Genomic DNA, 14,609 nt, shown 5'->3' on the forward strand with positions numbered 1-14,609 from the left:
CCACCCATGACCATTCGCACCGAGAGCCGTATCGTCGTCGCCGGCAGCGTCCGGGACGTGTGGGACTACCTGTCCGATGTCGGGCGCTGGGCGGAGTGGGCCCCCACCGTGCTCGACTGCCGCGTCCGGGGCGGCGGGCCGCTCGTCGCCGGCGGGTGGATCGATCAGCGGGCGCGGGACTTCCGGCAGGAGCACCCCCGCAGCGAGCGGGTGACTTCCGTCGACGCGCCGCACACGATGGCGTTCGCGGGGACCATCGGGTCGTCGCCGGCGCGCTGGGGGATGGAGATCCTGCCGGCGGGCGAGGACAGCACGGACACCATCATGTGGGTCGAGGTCGACCTCGCGAACGTCATGCGCCTCATCCCACCCGGCATCCTCCGGCGCCGGATCCAACGCACCAGCGACATCGAGATGGGCGCGATCCGGGCTGCGGTGGAGGCCGACGTGCAGGCGGGCGCGGGGTCGGCATGACCCGGGTGGAGGGCGCCGAGCGTCTGATCGAGGTCTACCGGCGGAAGGCCGCGCACTACGATCTCACCTCGCGGCTGTATCCGGTTCCCGGCTACCCGCAGCGCTCGCAGCGGCTGCGCACCGTGCGGGCGCTCGGCCTGCGCGCCGGCGCGACCGTGGTGGAGGTCGCCTGCGGCACGGGGCTGAACTTCCCGCTGCTGGAGGACGCGATCGGCCCGGGCGGGCGGCTCATCGGGGTCGACCTGACGGACGCGATGCTCGATCGCGCGCGGACGCGGGTCGCCGCGCACGGTTGGCGGAACGTGGAGCTGGTGCAGGCCGACGCGTCGGAGTTCGTCTTCCCGGACGGGGTGGACGCGATCCTGTCCACGTACGCGCTGACGCAGGTCCCGGACTGCGGCGCCGTCGTCGCGCACGGGGCCGCGGCGCTCGTGCGCGGAGGCCGATGGGCGGTGCTCGACCTGAAGAAGCCCGACCGCACCCCGGCGTGGCTGACGCGGCTCGGGATCGCGGCCGTGGGGAGGTCGGCCTCCCTGGACGAGTGGATCGGGCGCCGGCCGTGGGAGGTCATCCGCGCGGCGATGCGGGAGGGGCTGGGGGACCCGGCGTGGGAGGAGCTGTGTTTCGGGACGGCGTTCCTCGCGGCCGGAACGGGCACGGGGGAGACGGCCTCCCGGTGAGGGGGACGGCACCCGGTGGACGGTTTGCCGGTTGGGGGCGGATCCCGCGGCCGACCCGGCTACCAGGGCAGGACGCCGTAGCCGCCGTCGCCCTCCTGCCGCCACAGGTGCCCCCAGAGCACGCCGGACGGCCCGTCGTCGGGCAGTGTCGCCAGGTGGACGCTGGGCTCCGCGCCGTCCTCGACGTCGAGGCGGCCGAACTCGCGGTCGATCCCGTCGGCGGCCCGCGCGATCGAGGCGTCGTCGGTCACGTCGAGCTGGACGAACCGAGCGTCCGTGGACGGACTCTGCGCCCGCTACGTGCGATCCTTCCTGGGCATCACGACCTCCTTGACGATGAGGATGATGCCGGCGGAGATCGGGATGGCGACCAGTGCTCCGGGGAGCCCGAACAGCGTCGAGCCGGCGAGCGCCGAGATCAGCACGACGGAGCCAGGGATCTGCACCGCCTTGCCCATCACCCTCGGGGTGAGGATGTATGCCTCCACCTGCATGTAGATCAGCATGAAGACCAGCACGACGACGGCACTGACCGGCGAGTGGATCAGCGCCAGGACGGTCATCAGCACGGTGGTGAGCACCGTTCCGATCAGCGGGATGAGCGTGATGAAGAACGCCGCCAGCGCGATCAGGAACGCTCCGGGCACGCCGGTGATCAGGAGCAGGATGAGGCTGTACGTGGCGTTGAAGAACGCGAGGATCACCATCCCGCTCAGGTACTTGCCGAAGTTCTGCAGGATCCGCTCGGAGTAGCCCGTGAACCGGTCGCGGTTCGAGCGCCGCACCAGGTGGTACAGCGAGGCCTTGGTGGAGTCGTAGGACGCGATGAAGTAGATCGTCAGGATGGCGATGAAGAAGCCGGTGGTGAAGCCGTTCAGCACCGAGAGGCCGAAGCCGACCAGCCCGTTGCCGATGTTCGCCCAGGTCTGCGGGTTCTTCACCTGATCCGAGATCCAGGTGAGCGCCTGGCCGAGGACGCCGTTGCTGGCCGCGTTGGTGGGGTCGAACCAGCCCGCCGCGCGCAGCCTCGACACCTCGGCGGGGATGGCCGTCGCCAGGTTCGTGATCTGCTGGACGATGAGCGGGACGACCACCCAGACGATCGCGACGAGCACGCCGACGATGAGCAGGATGACCGTCACGATCGCCCACGCGCGCTTCATCCCGTGCCGCTGGAACCAGCGGATCAGCGGGTCGAGGCCGACCGTCGCGAAGGCCGCGAGGAAGACCGAGAAGATGATCGAGCGCAGGCCGTAGAGCATGTAGCCGGTGGCGACCGCCCCGAGCGCGCCGAGGGTGACGACGAAGCCGAAGAGCAGGGGGCTGCGCTTCATGAGCGGCGCGCTGCCGGTGTCGGGAGCGTGCGGTTGCGCGCGCCGCTCCGGCGGCTGGATGAAACGCATGGGTCCCGCCTCTCGTCGTCGGCGTATTTCACGCCTTCCGCCGAGCGTATTGGCGGGTGGTCGGGGAGGACAAGACCGACGCGCGCCGACAGCCGGAGCGGGTCCCGGCGCCCCGGAATACGCAAGTCACTTTGTTTGTAGATAATCCGCTCTTGACCTTCTCTCGTGGGGCGTGCTTCACTGTCCGAAAGCAATTACAAAAGTCATTTTCTTTGTAATCGGACGGAGAGGTCCTGCGATGGTCCCGGGCGAGAGCGGCGCGATGCACGACGTGCGACTGACGAACGCGAGCAGCGCCCGCGTCGCGGTCGCGTTGCGCGACGGGGGCCGCGCGACCGTCGCCCAGCTCGCCGAGCGCATCGGCCTTTCGCGGCCCACGGTGGAGGCCACGCTCCCGCTGCTGCGCGAGCGCGGGCTCGTCGGCATGATCGATGAGCACACCCACGGCGGCCGTGGGGCGGGCCGGCCCGCCCGCATCTTCGAGTTCGTCGCCGACGCGGGCCTCCTGGTCGGGGTGGATGTCGGCATCCACCGCATCCGCGTCGTCGTCGCCGACCTCACCGGGAGCATCGTCGCCTGGCATCAGCGCGACATCGACTCCACCTTCGTCGGTGCGGGCCGCCTCGAGAGCGTCAAGGAGGCCGTGCACGCCTGCTTCGACCTCGCCGGCATCGACATCGGCCGGCTGTCCCGCCTGTCGGGTATGGCCGTCGCCGTCTCCGGCATGGTCGGCTCCGACGGCCGGCTCGCCGTGTCGCACAACTTCCCCGACTGGGAGGGCGTCGACATCGGCGGCCGGCTGAGCGAGGAGTTCGGCTGCCCGGTCACGATCGAGAACGACATGCGGCTCGCCGCCTTGGCCGAGCACCGGATGGGCGCCGCCCGGTTGGTGGACGACGTCGCGTACTTCTTCGCCGGCCACCGCATCTCGATGGGGCTCATCATCGAGGGCAAGCTGCGGCGCGGGCGCCACGGCGCCGCGGGTGAGATCGGCGGCAGCGTCTTCTCGTTGCACGTGGACGAGTCCGGGCAGCTCCGCTGGGAGTCCGCCGCAACCGGTGAGGACGTCTTCAGGGCGGCTGCCGAGGGCGACCCGGCCGCGATCGCGGAGATCGAGGCGTTCGTGCGCGGCGTCGCCACCGGAATCGCGACCGTGACCATGGCGGTCGACCCGGACGTGGTCGTCGTCGGCGGCGGTCTGTCGCGCGCCGGTGAGGAGCTGCTCCGGCCGCTGCGCGCGGCGGTGATGTCCGAGATCGGCGTGCCCGTGCGGCCGTCGATCATCCAGTCCGAGCTCGGCGCCGAGTCGGTCGTGCTCGGTGCTCTCGCGCTGGCCTCCGGCCAGGCGATGGAGCGGCTGTACTTGGCTCCGGGGATGCCGGAGCCCGAGATCGACGTGGCCGGGGCGCAGGCTCTGGCGGCGCGGGAGAGTGTGGAGGGATCACGGAGATGACCGTTCAGGAGACGATCGGCGTGGAGGCCGCGAAGCGGGTGCTCCGCCTGGCTGTGATCGGCGCCGGCGCGCGCTCGGGCATCGCCCGCCACGCCGTCGAGAGCGGCGACGGCCGGATCGTCGCCGTGGTGGACCCGTCGCCGGCGGCGCGCGAGCGCGCAGCCGAGACGTTCGGCGCGCGTGCGACCTACGCCGGTCACCGCGAGCTGATCGCGGCAGGCGACGCGGTGGACGCCGCGTTCGTCACCTCTCCCGACCACACGCATGCGGAGATCGCGGTCGACCTGCTGCGCGCAGGGATCGCCGTCTACCTGGAGAAGCCGCTCGCCATCGACGTGGCCGACGCCGACGCGATCCTCGCGGCCGCCGCCGAGAGCGGCACCCGGCTCTACGTCGGCCACAACATGCGGCACATGGGCGTCGTGCGCACCATGCGCGACATTATCCGGCGGGGCGAGATCGGCGACGTCAAGGCGATCTGGTGCCGCCACTTCGTCGGCAACGGCGGCGACTACTACTTCAAGGACTGGCACGCGGAGCGGGCGAAGTCCAACGGCCTGCTGCTGCAGAAGGGCGCGCACGACATCGACATCATCCACTGGCTCGCCGGCGGATACTCCGAACTGGTCACCGGGATGGGCGGGCTGACTGTCTACGGCGGGATCGACGACCGCAGGGACAACTCCGACCGGGCGATGCCGGACTGGTTCTCACTCGACTCCTGGCCGCCGCTGACGCAGCGCGAGCTCAACCCGGTGATCGACGTGGAGGACATCTCCATGATCACGATGCGGCTCGACAACGGGGTCTACGCCTCGTACCAGCAGTGCCACTACACCCCGGACTACTGGCGCAACTACACCGTGATCGGCACGGAGGGGCGCCTGGAGAACTTCGGCGACACCGAGGGCGCGGTCGTCCGCGTCTGGAACCGCCGGACCACCTACGACCCCGCAGGCGACGTCGAGTACAGCGTGCTCGGCGACGAGGGCGGGCACGGAGACGCGGATCGGCTCACCATCGCCGAGTTCGTGGGCTTCGTGCGCGACGGCACCGCGACGACGACGTCGGCGGTTGCGGCGCGCAACGCTGTGGCCACCGCCGTGGCGGCCACCGAATCGCTCCGCGACGGCTCCCGGCCCCGTGCCGTGCCGGCCGCGGACGAGCGGGTCGTCGCCATGCTGTAGCGACATCCCGCGCTCCGCGCACCGCGGAGCACCCCGCACCGAAGGAAAGACCGGGCCGGCGAGGACAAGTCGCCGACCCGGGAAAGCACCGACACCACATTTCAAAGGAGAAACCAATGCGAAAAGCCCTGCTCGCGGCCGCGGCCGCGGTCGCGTCCGCAGTCGTGCTCGCCGGATGCTCGTCCAACACTGGCAGCGGGTCCGATGCCCCTGCCGATCATAATCTCTCGGCCAGCATCTCCTACGCGTTCTGGGACGTGAACCAGAAGCCTGCGATGGAGGCCCTGATCAAGGACTTCAACAAGCAGTACCCGAAGATCACAGTGACGCCGCAGATCACCCCGTACCAGAACTACTTCACCAAGTTGCAGACGCAAGGCTCGTCCAAGACGCTGCCCGACGTGTTCTGGATGAACGGGCCGAACTTCCAGCTCTACGCGTCCAACGGGATGTTGGAGCCGGTCGGCTCGGCGATCGACCCCGCCAACTACCCGAAGGCGCTGGACTCGCTCTACTCGTACGGCGGCAAGCAGTACGGGGTCCCGAAGGACTTCGACACCATCGCCGTCTACTACAACAAGGCGATCTTCGACAAGGCGGGCGTTTCGTACCCGACCGCGGGCTGGACCTGGGACGACTTCCACCAGAAGGCGAAGGCGATCTCCGACAAGCTGAAGAGCGAGGGCATCTACGGCGAGGCCAGCGGTCTCAGCGGCGGTCAGGAGATGTACTACAACACCATCCTCCAGGCCGGCGGTTCGATCATCTCCTCAGACGGCAAGAAGTCGGGGTACGACGACCCGAAGTCGATCAAGGGCCTCCAATTCGTGCGCGACCTGATCGCGGACGGCTCGTCGCCGTCGCTCGCGCAGCTCTCCGACACCCCGCAGGACCAGTGGTTCATCAACGGCAAGTCGGCGATGTTCTGGTCGGGCACCTGGTCGAACGCCGAACTGCTGAGCTCGCCGGTCAAGGCCCAGATCGCGGTCGCGCCGCTGCCGACCGGAGCGCGTCAGGCCACCGTCATCCACGGTCTCGCCAACGTCGTCGCCAAGGACTCCAAGAACAAGTCGGCCGCCATCGCCTTCCAGAACTACCTCGGCGGCAAGGAGGCCGCACAGACCCAGGCGAAGATGGGCGCGGCGAACCCGGCCTACAACGGCACCCAGCAGGCGTTCGTCGACTCGGCGCCGTGGGACCTGAGCGTGTTCGAGAAGGCGGCGACGGACTACGCGTACCCGTACCCGATCTCCAAGAACACCGCAGCCTGGAACAAGGCGGAGAGCGACCTGCTGCCCGACGCGTTCAGCGGCAAGAAGCCGGTGGACGAGGTCGCCAAGGAGCTCGCCAAGCAGATGAACGCGGACCTCGCCAAAGAGTGACCATGTCCACTCAGACGATCACGAAGGGAGCGGGCGCCGCGCAGGCGGCGCCCGCCACCCCGGGCGCTCGCGCACCGCGCGCGACGCATCGGGGGAGGAGCCGCGGCCTGCGCAAGGACGGCTGGTGGGCGCTCCTGTTCGTCGGGCCGCTGCTCTTCGGCGTGCTGGTGTTCTACATCTGGCCGATCTTCCGCAACGCCTACTTCAGCTTCACGACGTGGGGCGCGTTCGGCGGCGCGACCTGGAGCGGGATCACCAACTACCAGACGATGCTGGCCGACCCCGACTTCTGGCGGGCGATCCTCAACACGCTCATCTACGTCTGTATCCTGCTCGTCGGCATCCCGCTGGCGGTCTGGTTCGCGGCCCTGATCAACCGGCCGGGGCTGCGGTTCGCCGCCGCGTACCGGACGGCGTTCTTCCTGCCGTACGTCGCGATGCCGGCCGCCATCTCGATGGTCTGGCGGATCATCTTCAACGGCGACTTCGGCGTGATCAACTACTCGCTGTCGCGGATCGGCATCACGGGTCCGAACTGGCTGAGCACGGAGTGGTTCGCGCTCTTCGCGGTCGGCGTCGTCGGGGTGTGGATCTCGCTCGGGTTCAACCTCATCGTGCTCTCGGCCGGCATGCGCAGCATCCCGCCGGAGATGTATGAGGCCTCCTCGATCGACGGAGCGAGCCGTGCGCGGCAGTTCTTCTCGATCACCGTTCCGTTGCTGAGCCCATCGATCTTCTTCGTCTCCGTCATCACCGTGATCACCGGGTTCCAGCTCTTCGACCTGCTCTACGCGCTGATGGGCACCCAGAACCCGGCGATCAACCAGACCCAGTCGCTCGTGTACCTGTTCTTCGCCCACCAGCAGACCGGGGACAACGGCTACGCCGCGGCGGTCGGCGTCGCGATCCTGGTGCTGGTCGGCGCGTTCACGATGCTCCAGTTCCGGATGCAGAAGAGGTGGGTGAACTATGTCTAGCTCGGTGATCGCACGGCCGCGCCCCGGCCGCACGCGCGGCAACGGCCTGACCCACGCGGTGCTCATCGTGGCATCGCTGCTGATGATCTTCCCGTTCGTCTGGCAGATCTTGATGTCGCTGGCGACGAACGCGCAGGTCACCTCCGTCCCACCGACCGTCTGGCCCGGGACGTTGCACTTCGAGAACTTCGCGCACGTGTTCGACCAGCTCCCCTTCCTCAACCAGCTCTGGGTGTCGGTGGCCGTCACGGTCATCCGCACCGTCGGCCAGCTCCTGCTGTGCTCGCTGGCGGGCTACGCGTTCGCGCGGATGGAGTTCCCGTTCCGGCGGACGATCTTCGCCCTGGTGCTGGCCATCCTGATGGTGCCGCCGCAGGTCTACCTGCTGCCGCAGTACCAGATCGTGCAGGGGCTCGGCTGGCTGAACACCATCGCGGGCATCGCGGCGCCCGGCATCTTCAGCGCGTTCGGCACCTTCCTGATGCGCCAGTTCTTCCTCGGGCTGCCGGACGAGCTCGCCGAGGCGGCGCGGCTCGACGGCGCCAACCACTTCCAGGTGTTCTGGAAGGTGATGCTGCCGCTGGCCAAGCCCGGGCTGTCCGCGCTCGCGATCATCACGGTGCTGGCGTCGTGGAACGATCTGCTCTGGCCGCTCATCGTGGCGACGGACTCCACGCAGATGCCGCTCGCACCGGGGATCGCCACCCTCACCAGCCAGCGCTCCATCCCGGACTACCCGCTGCTGCTCGCTGCGAGCCTGCTCGCGATGGCGCCGGTCCTCATCCTTTTTCTCCTCATGCAACGACGCGTCATCGACGGCATCGCGTTCTCCGGTCTGAAATGACGCCGGCGGCCGCAGCGACGACGACAGAGAGGCACACCGTGAACACCCTTCGAGTCGGCCTGATCGGGGCCGGCGGCATCTCACGCGTCCACGCGGACGGCTGGCGGGCGCTCGGCGCCGCGGTCACCGTCTTCTCGCACGAGGGCGCCGAGGCGCTCGCCGCGCAGTACGGCTTCGCCGTCGCCGGCGACCTCGACGCGCTGCTCGCCGCGAGCGACGTCGTGGACATCGTGACCCCGACCACCAGTCACGCGCCGCTCGCCCTGGCCGCGATCCGCGCGGGGAAGCACGTGATCTGCGAGAAGCCGCTCGGCGCGTCCGTCGAGGAGGCCGTGGAAGTCGTCGCCGCGGCGCGGGAGGCCGGGGTCCGGCTGTTCCCCGCCCATGTCGTGCGGTACTTCCCGGAGTACGCGGCGGTGCAGCGCGAGATCGCGGGAGGCCGGATCGGCGTGCCGGCGGTGCTGCGCTTCGTGCGCGGCGGCGAGGCGCCGAAGGCGGGCACCTGGTTCCACGACGAGGCCCGTGGCGGCGGGATCGTGCGCGACCAGATGATCCACGACCTCGACCAGGCGCTCTGGCTCGCCGGTGACGTCGTCCGCGTGTACGCGGTCCAGAGCGCGCCGGGCGGGGACGCCGCCGAGCCGCACACGGTCACCGCGCACGTCGTGCTGACGCACGCGGCCGGGGCGATCAGTCACCTCCAGGGCACCTGGGGAGCGCGCGGGCTGCCGTTCCGTACCAGCGCCGACCTCGCGGGGTCCGCGGGCACGCTCGCGATCGACTCCGCCCTGACGCCGTCCCGGGTCGACGTCCCGTCGGCACACGACGCCGATGGCTACCTGCCGCCGCCCGTCCACGCCGAGAGCCCGTACACCGCGCAGCTCCGCGACTACGTGGCGGCCATCATGGAGGAGCGTGCTGCTCGGGTCACGCCGGAGGACGGCGTCCGCGCCGTGGCGCTGGCCGAGGCCGCGATGGAGTCGCTGCGCACCGGGCTGCCTGTGGAGCTGGACCTGTCGTCGGCCGAAGCTTTCGCCGAGGTGGTCGGCGCATGACCATCCCCACTCACGAGGAGAAGACCGTGGGCGTCATCCCCGCAGATCGTCCGCTGAAGGTGGCGGTGCTGTCCTTCGCGCACACGCACGCGATCGGCTACTGCCGCGCGCTCTCGGGCCGCGCTGACGTGGAGCTCGTCGTCTCCGACCCGGACGGCGCGTCGGCGCCGGACGCCGCACTCCGCGGGAGCGCGCTCGCCGAGCAGCTCGGCGTGCGCTACCTGCCGACGTACGAAGACGCGCTCGCCTGGGGTCCGGACGCCGTGATCGTCACGGCCGAGAACGTCCGCCATCGCGCGCTCGTGGAGGCTGCTGCGGCGGCGGGGGCGCAGATCCTCTGCGAGAAGCCGCTGGCCACCACGGTCGAAGACGCCGAGGCGATGCTGGCCGCGACCGAGCGCGCCGGGGTGGCCCTGATGACTGCGTATCCGGTGCGGTTCGCCCCCTCGTTCGCCGACCTCCTGCACCGGGTGCGGTCGGGGCTGCTCGGAACGGTGCTGGCGGTGAAGGGGACGAACAACGGCAAACTCCCCGCCGACCGCGCCTGGTTCACCGATTCCGCGCTCTCGGGCGGCGGGGCACTGGTCGACCACGTCGTCCATTGCGCCGACCTGCTGGACGAACTGCTCGGCGAGCAGCCGGCGACAGTGCGGGCGGTCGCCAACCGAATCCTGCACCCGGGGGCACCCGTCGAGACCGGCGGCTTGGTGACCGCGGTGTACCCGAGCGGCGTGGTGGCGACCATCGACTGCTCGTGGAGCGTCCCGGACGCCGCGCCGACCTGGGGCGGGCTGACGTTCCAGGTGACGGGCACGCGCGGCTCGGTGACGATCGCGCCGTTCGCAGGCCACGTCGGCGGGCAGACCGCCGACGGGCCGGTGTGGGTCCCCACGGGAGACGATCTGGACGCGGCCATGCTCGAGGAGTTCGTCTCCGCTGTGCGTGCCGGACGACCGGCCGCTCCGGATGGCGCGGTCGGTCTGCGGACGCTGCAGGTGGTCGACGCGGCGCGGCGATCGGCGGCGGCCGGTGGGACGGTGACCCCCGTCGGGTGAGGGGTGTGCGTTGACCAATTGCTCGCGGCGGCGCGCGAGGTCGGCCCACCTCAGTGCTCGGCGGGCCGACCTCAACTGGTGCCGTGACTATCCCACGGTGGATCCGAAACCGTTGATCGTGCCGTTGGCCTTGACTGTCGCGGTCATGGAGACGGTGTAGACCACAGGCGTGCCGTTGGGGTTCACATCCCAAGCAGAGTAGAGGTTGCGCGCCGAACTGCTGGCGGATGAGGGTGAAGCTTCTTCTGCGTTGGCCGGGGCGGCCATGAAGGTCAGGGCAGCGGTTGCCACTATGGATGTCGCGCTGGCGAGTATTGCGTTCACAGTTACTCCGCTGTCTGTACTCCCGTTACATGTCGAGTTTCGACCGGGATCTGTGAAATGTATAGCAAGCAGCAGGAAATTCGGCACGACGGTGCGCCTGCCGAGCAGTCGCTCCCCGCCGGTTCGTAGCCTCCGAAATCACCCCTCGTTCGCCGCCGCCGCTCACCGGTCGCGCGCGATCACCGAGAAGTCCTTCTCGCCCTGTCCCGCGTCGATCGCGCGCTGCAGTTCGGCCGCGACGAGAGCGACGGCCGGGAGCGGCACGTCCGCGGTCGCGAGCATGAGGCGGGCGTCCTTGGCGAGGGCGTCGGCCGTGAACTGGGCGTCGTCGTAGTCGCCCGCGGTCACGAGCGGGCCTTTCATGGCGGCGAGCGGGGCGATCGCGGTCAGGGAGAGCGTCGCGAGCACCTCGTCGTCGCTGAGTCCCGCCGCACGGCCGAGGCGCAACGACTCCGACAGCGCCTCCATCGAGATGGCGAGCGCGAGGTTGGCCACCAGCTTCGCCGCCGTCGCCGCCGCGGGCGAGTCGAAGGTGCGCAGCTTCTCCTGGTCGGCCCACAGTCCGACGACACGCTTCGCCTCGCGCACCGCGTCGTGTTCACCGCCGACCAGCACCGCGAGCTTTCCGGCCCGGGCGGGGGCGAGCGAGCCGACGACGGGGGAGGCCACGTAGCGGATGCCGAGGGCGGTGGCGCGGTCGGCGAACTCCGCTGCGTCGGCCGGTGAGATCGTCGTCACGTCGATCCAGAGGGTGCCGGGGCGCCATGGCAGGTCGGGGTCCAGCAGCGTCTCGCGCACGGCCTCCGGACCGAACAGCACGCTCACGACCGTGCCAGCGGCGGCGACGGCGTCCGCCGCAGAAGCCGCGACGTGGGCGCCTCGGCGGCCGATCGTCTCGGCCGGTTCGGGGGAACGATTCCAGACCGTCACGGTGTGGCCGGCGTCGATCAGATGCGGGACGAGCTCGCGGCCCATCCGGCCGAGCCCGAGGAATGCGATGTCCATAGCGCCACTCTCCACCGCCGAGCCCGCAGACGGAACCCGGAAAGCCGATACCGCCTCGGCGACCACCGCGCCGGCAGCACCGCCGGGATCACCCCTCCGGCAGCAGCGCCCGCTGCCGCACCAGGAACTCCCGCTCGCTGTCGTTGGCGCACAGCCGCACCGCCTCGTCGTACTCCTCCGCGGCCTCCTCCGGCTGTCCGGCCCGGCGCAGCAGGCCGGCGCGGATGCCGTGCAGCAGATAGAACGACCCCAGCTCCGAGCGCAGCGGCTCGATCGCCGCCAGCGCCTGCTCGGGACCGACGGCCTCCGCCACCGCGACCGCGCGGTTGAGGGCGACGACGGGGGAGGGCTGCACCCGCTGGAGCTGGTCGTACAGGGCGACGATCTGCCGCCAGTCGGTGTCCTCGGCGCGTGCGGCGTCGTCGTGCACCGCCTGGATCGCGGCCTGGAGCTGGTACGGTCCCGGGCGACCGGCGACCAGGCAGCGGCGCACGATCGCGTGGCCCTCGGCTATCAGCGCGGCATCCCAGCGGCCGCGGTCCTGGTCGGGGAGGGCCACCATGACACCGTCGGTGTCGACGCGCGCGGGTCGGCGCGCGTCGACGAGCAGCAGCAGGGCGAGCAGCCCCTGCGCCTCCGGCTCGTCGGGCAACAGGGCCGTGAGGAGGCGCGCGAGCCGGATCGCCTCGCCGCACAGCTCCTCGCGCACCAGCCGGTCGCCCGCGGTCGCCGTGTAGCCCTCGCTGAAGATCAGATACACGACGGCCAGCACCGAGCCGAGCCGTTCGGTGAGGTCGGCGGCGGCCGGGACCCGGTAGGGGATGCGGGCGTCGCGGATCTTCGCCTTCGCCCGGGAGATGCGCTGGGCGAGGGTGGCCTCCGGCACGAGGAACGCCCGCGCGATCTCGGCGGTGCTGAGGCCGCCGAGCAGCCGCAGCGTCAGCGCCACCCGGGCGTTCGGCGCGAGAGCGGGGTGGCAGCAGGTGAAGACGAGCCGGAGGCGGTCGTCGGGGATCGCGCCGGTGTCGGCGGCCTCCACCGTGGCGGCCAGCGCGAGCAGCTCCGCGGCCTCGGCCTCCCGGGCCCGGCCGACGGCATCCCGGCGCAGCCGGTCGATCGCGCGGCGACGGGCGGTCGTGATGAGCCACCCCGCGGGCGCGGGCGGGAGCCCGTCGATCGGCCAGCGCGCGACGGCGACGGCGAAGGCCTCCTGCACCGCGTCCTCCGCGCGGTCCAGGTCGGTGAGGGAGCGGTAGAGCACGGAGACCGCGCGGCCGTACTCCTCGCGGAAGATCGAGTCGATCGCTCCGGAGGAGACGGCTGCGCCATCCCCGGCCCTCATGCGAACGGCCGCACCTCGATCGGCAGCGTCGTCGCGACGGCGAGGCGCCGGCCCCACTCGAGGGCGGCGTCCAGGTCGGGCACGTCGACGATGGTGAAGCCGCCGAGGTGCTCCTTGCCCTCCGCGAAGGGACCGTCGGTGACCATCACCTCCCCGCCGGACGGCCGCAGCACGGTCGCCGACGCCGGCGGCAGGAGGCCGTTGGAGAACACCCAGGCGCCGGCCGCGCGCATCTCGGTGTTGAGCGCGTCGAGGTCCTCGCCGATCGCGGCGAGGACCTCCGGCTCGGGGACGGGCCCTTCGGGCTGGTAGACGCTGAGCAGGTACTGGGACATGATCGTGATTCCTTCCTCTCACCGTCTATACGGACGGGCACGCGTCATCTCGACATCATGTCGCGGAAGACGCCACCCGCTCCAGTTTCGCCACCCCGATCTTCGAGTCCGCCATCCCGTAGAACACCCAGTCGGTGTCGCCGACCCGCTCGATCGCGGTGGGGAAGACGACGTTCGGCACGATGCCGCTGCGCTCCTCCTCGGTCTCGGCGCTCAGCAGCGGCTCCTCGGTGCGCCGGATCACTTTCCACGGCTCGTCGGCGTCGAGGATCATCGCGCCGGCGGAGTAGTTGACATGCTTCTGCTGGTCGACGCCGCGCTCCAGCCGGCCGGTGACGCCGTGGTGCAGCAGCAGCCAGCCCTCCGGCACCCGCACCGGGGCGGGACCCGCGCCGATCTTCAGCTCCTCGAACGGGTACTCGGGGCCGGCGAGGAAGCGGTTGTGCCGCCACCGGGCCAGCTCGCCGAGGTCGTCGCGCACGGCCGCCAGCGGAATGAACGCGATCCAGATACTGGGACGCTTCTCCTCCAGGCCGGTCGGCGGGTGCGCGCCCTCGCCCTCCCGGACCTCGCCGAGGTCCCACACCGGCCGGTGCAGCACCGCGAGGCTCTCCACGCCGTCCGGTCCGGTCACCGGCTCGGGGAAGAACACCGTGTCCTTGTTGTGGAACAGGGCCAGGTCGACGCCCAGCTCGTCGTCGTACTCGAAGCTCACCGGGCCGAGCCGTCGCCACGACCGCAGATCGGTCGAGACGGCGACGGCGGTGCGCGGGCCGAGGGGGCCGTAGGCGACATACGTCATCAGGTGGAGGCCGAGCGCGGGCACGTAGGTCGTGCGCGGGTCCTCCACCCCGGAGTTGCGCCGGCCGCGCTCGAAGTCGCGCTCGGGCGCCAGCACGACGCCCTCCCGCTCGACGCCGACGGGCACGCCGTCCTCGACCACGACGCGGGCCAGGCCCACGCGCGACACGTTGCCGTCGGCGACCAGCCGCGGCAGCAGGTAGAGCACGCCGTCGGCGTCGCGCCCGGACGCCGGGTTCAGCACACCCTCGGCCTCCAGCGGTTCGCCGGGCTCGGGAGTCATCACCACGCC

Annotated in this window: 16 protein-coding genes; 9 read left to right on the plus strand and 7 right to left on the minus strand. The window is 70.7% G+C overall.

What is annotated here, in order from left to right; all coding sequences use genetic code 11:
* Nucleotides 1–6 precede the first annotated feature (6 nt).
* Nucleotides 7–474, plus strand: a complete 468-nt coding sequence (locus tag ACRAWC_RS01130) for an SRPBCC family protein (RefSeq protein WP_431346101.1) — start codon at nucleotides 7–9, stop codon at nucleotides 472–474.
* Nucleotides 471–1,154 carry a class I SAM-dependent methyltransferase gene (locus ACRAWC_RS01135; protein WP_431346102.1) on the plus strand — a complete coding sequence of 228 codons (684 nt, stop codon included), beginning with the start codon at nucleotides 471–473 and terminating at the stop codon, nucleotides 1,152–1,154. The genes ACRAWC_RS01130 and ACRAWC_RS01135 overlap by 4 nt, the downstream gene beginning before the upstream one ends.
* 59 nt (nucleotides 1,155–1,213) lie before the next feature.
* Here ACRAWC_RS01135 and ACRAWC_RS01140 read toward each other — a convergent pair whose 3' ends face one another.
* Entirely contained in the window at nucleotides 1,214–1,405 is a 192-nt protein-coding gene (locus ACRAWC_RS01140; RefSeq protein ID WP_431346103.1) for a hypothetical protein, read from the minus strand.
* A 45-nt stretch (nucleotides 1,406–1,450) separates the two neighbouring features.
* Nucleotides 1,451–2,557 (minus strand): AI-2E family transporter, encoded by a 1,107-nt coding sequence (locus tag ACRAWC_RS01145; RefSeq protein ID WP_431346104.1) that lies wholly within the window; start codon nucleotides 2,555–2,557, stop codon nucleotides 1,451–1,453.
* A gap of 262 nt (nucleotides 2,558–2,819) precedes the next feature.
* Between ACRAWC_RS01145 and ACRAWC_RS01150 the strand changes: the two genes are divergently transcribed.
* The 7 genes from ACRAWC_RS01150 (at nucleotide 2,820) to ACRAWC_RS01180 (ending at nucleotide 10,510) form a co-directional block, all read left to right on the plus strand.
* Entirely contained in the window at nucleotides 2,820–4,010 is a 1,191-nt protein-coding gene (locus ACRAWC_RS01150; protein WP_431346105.1) for an ROK family protein, read from the plus strand.
* Nucleotides 4,007–5,197 carry a Gfo/Idh/MocA family protein gene (locus ACRAWC_RS01155; protein WP_431346106.1) on the plus strand — a complete coding sequence of 397 codons (1,191 nt, stop codon included), beginning with the start codon at nucleotides 4,007–4,009 and terminating at the stop codon, nucleotides 5,195–5,197. The genes ACRAWC_RS01150 and ACRAWC_RS01155 overlap by 4 nt, the downstream gene beginning before the upstream one ends.
* A 116-nt stretch (nucleotides 5,198–5,313) precedes the next feature.
* Nucleotides 5,314–6,579, plus strand: a complete 1,266-nt coding sequence (locus tag ACRAWC_RS01160; protein WP_431346107.1) for an ABC transporter substrate-binding protein — start codon at nucleotides 5,314–5,316, stop codon at nucleotides 6,577–6,579.
* 2 nt (nucleotides 6,580–6,581) lie between these two features.
* Nucleotides 6,582–7,556 (plus strand): carbohydrate ABC transporter permease, encoded by a 975-nt coding sequence (locus ACRAWC_RS01165; protein ID WP_431346108.1) that lies wholly within the window; start codon nucleotides 6,582–6,584, stop codon nucleotides 7,554–7,556.
* Entirely contained in the window at nucleotides 7,549–8,400 is an 852-nt protein-coding gene (locus tag ACRAWC_RS01170) for a carbohydrate ABC transporter permease (RefSeq protein ID WP_431346109.1), read from the plus strand. The genes ACRAWC_RS01165 and ACRAWC_RS01170 overlap by 8 nt, the downstream gene beginning before the upstream one ends.
* Complete coding sequence (locus tag ACRAWC_RS01175; protein ID WP_431346110.1) at nucleotides 8,397–9,455, plus strand: Gfo/Idh/MocA family protein; 1,059 nt, start codon at nucleotides 8,397–8,399, stop codon at nucleotides 9,453–9,455. The genes ACRAWC_RS01170 and ACRAWC_RS01175 overlap by 4 nt, the downstream gene beginning before the upstream one ends.
* Nucleotides 9,452–10,510, plus strand: coding sequence for a Gfo/Idh/MocA family protein (locus ACRAWC_RS01180; protein ID WP_431346111.1), 1,059 nt, complete (start codon nucleotides 9,452–9,454; stop codon nucleotides 10,508–10,510). The genes ACRAWC_RS01175 and ACRAWC_RS01180 overlap by 4 nt, the downstream gene beginning before the upstream one ends.
* Before the next feature lie 87 nt (nucleotides 10,511–10,597).
* On the opposite strand, the gene ACRAWC_RS01185 is transcribed toward ACRAWC_RS01180, so the two are convergent.
* The 5 genes from ACRAWC_RS01185 to ACRAWC_RS01205 form a co-directional block, all read right to left on the minus strand.
* Nucleotides 10,598–10,834, minus strand: coding sequence for a hypothetical protein (locus ACRAWC_RS01185; RefSeq protein ID WP_431346112.1), 237 nt, complete (start codon nucleotides 10,832–10,834; stop codon nucleotides 10,598–10,600).
* Between the two features lie 162 nt (nucleotides 10,835–10,996).
* Entirely contained in the window at nucleotides 10,997–11,839 is an 843-nt protein-coding gene (locus tag ACRAWC_RS01190) for an NAD(P)-dependent oxidoreductase (RefSeq protein ID WP_431346113.1), read from the minus strand.
* Between the two features lie 88 nt (nucleotides 11,840–11,927).
* Nucleotides 11,928–13,181, minus strand: a complete 1,254-nt coding sequence (locus tag ACRAWC_RS01195; RefSeq protein ID WP_431346114.1) for an RNA polymerase sigma factor — start codon at nucleotides 13,179–13,181, stop codon at nucleotides 11,928–11,930.
* Nucleotides 13,178–13,516: a YciI family protein gene (locus ACRAWC_RS01200; protein WP_431346115.1), complete on the minus strand. Its 339-nt coding sequence runs from the start codon at nucleotides 13,514–13,516 to the stop codon at nucleotides 13,178–13,180. Before ACRAWC_RS01200 ends, ACRAWC_RS01195 begins: the two co-directional genes overlap by 4 nt.
* Nucleotides 13,517–13,571: 55 nt before the next feature.
* Entirely contained in the window at nucleotides 13,572–14,600 is a 1,029-nt protein-coding gene (locus ACRAWC_RS01205; RefSeq protein WP_431346560.1) for a glycoside hydrolase family 130 protein, read from the minus strand.
* Nucleotides 14,601–14,609: the final 9 nt, after the last annotated feature.

Source organism: Leifsonia sp. L25 (assembly GCF_050632895.1).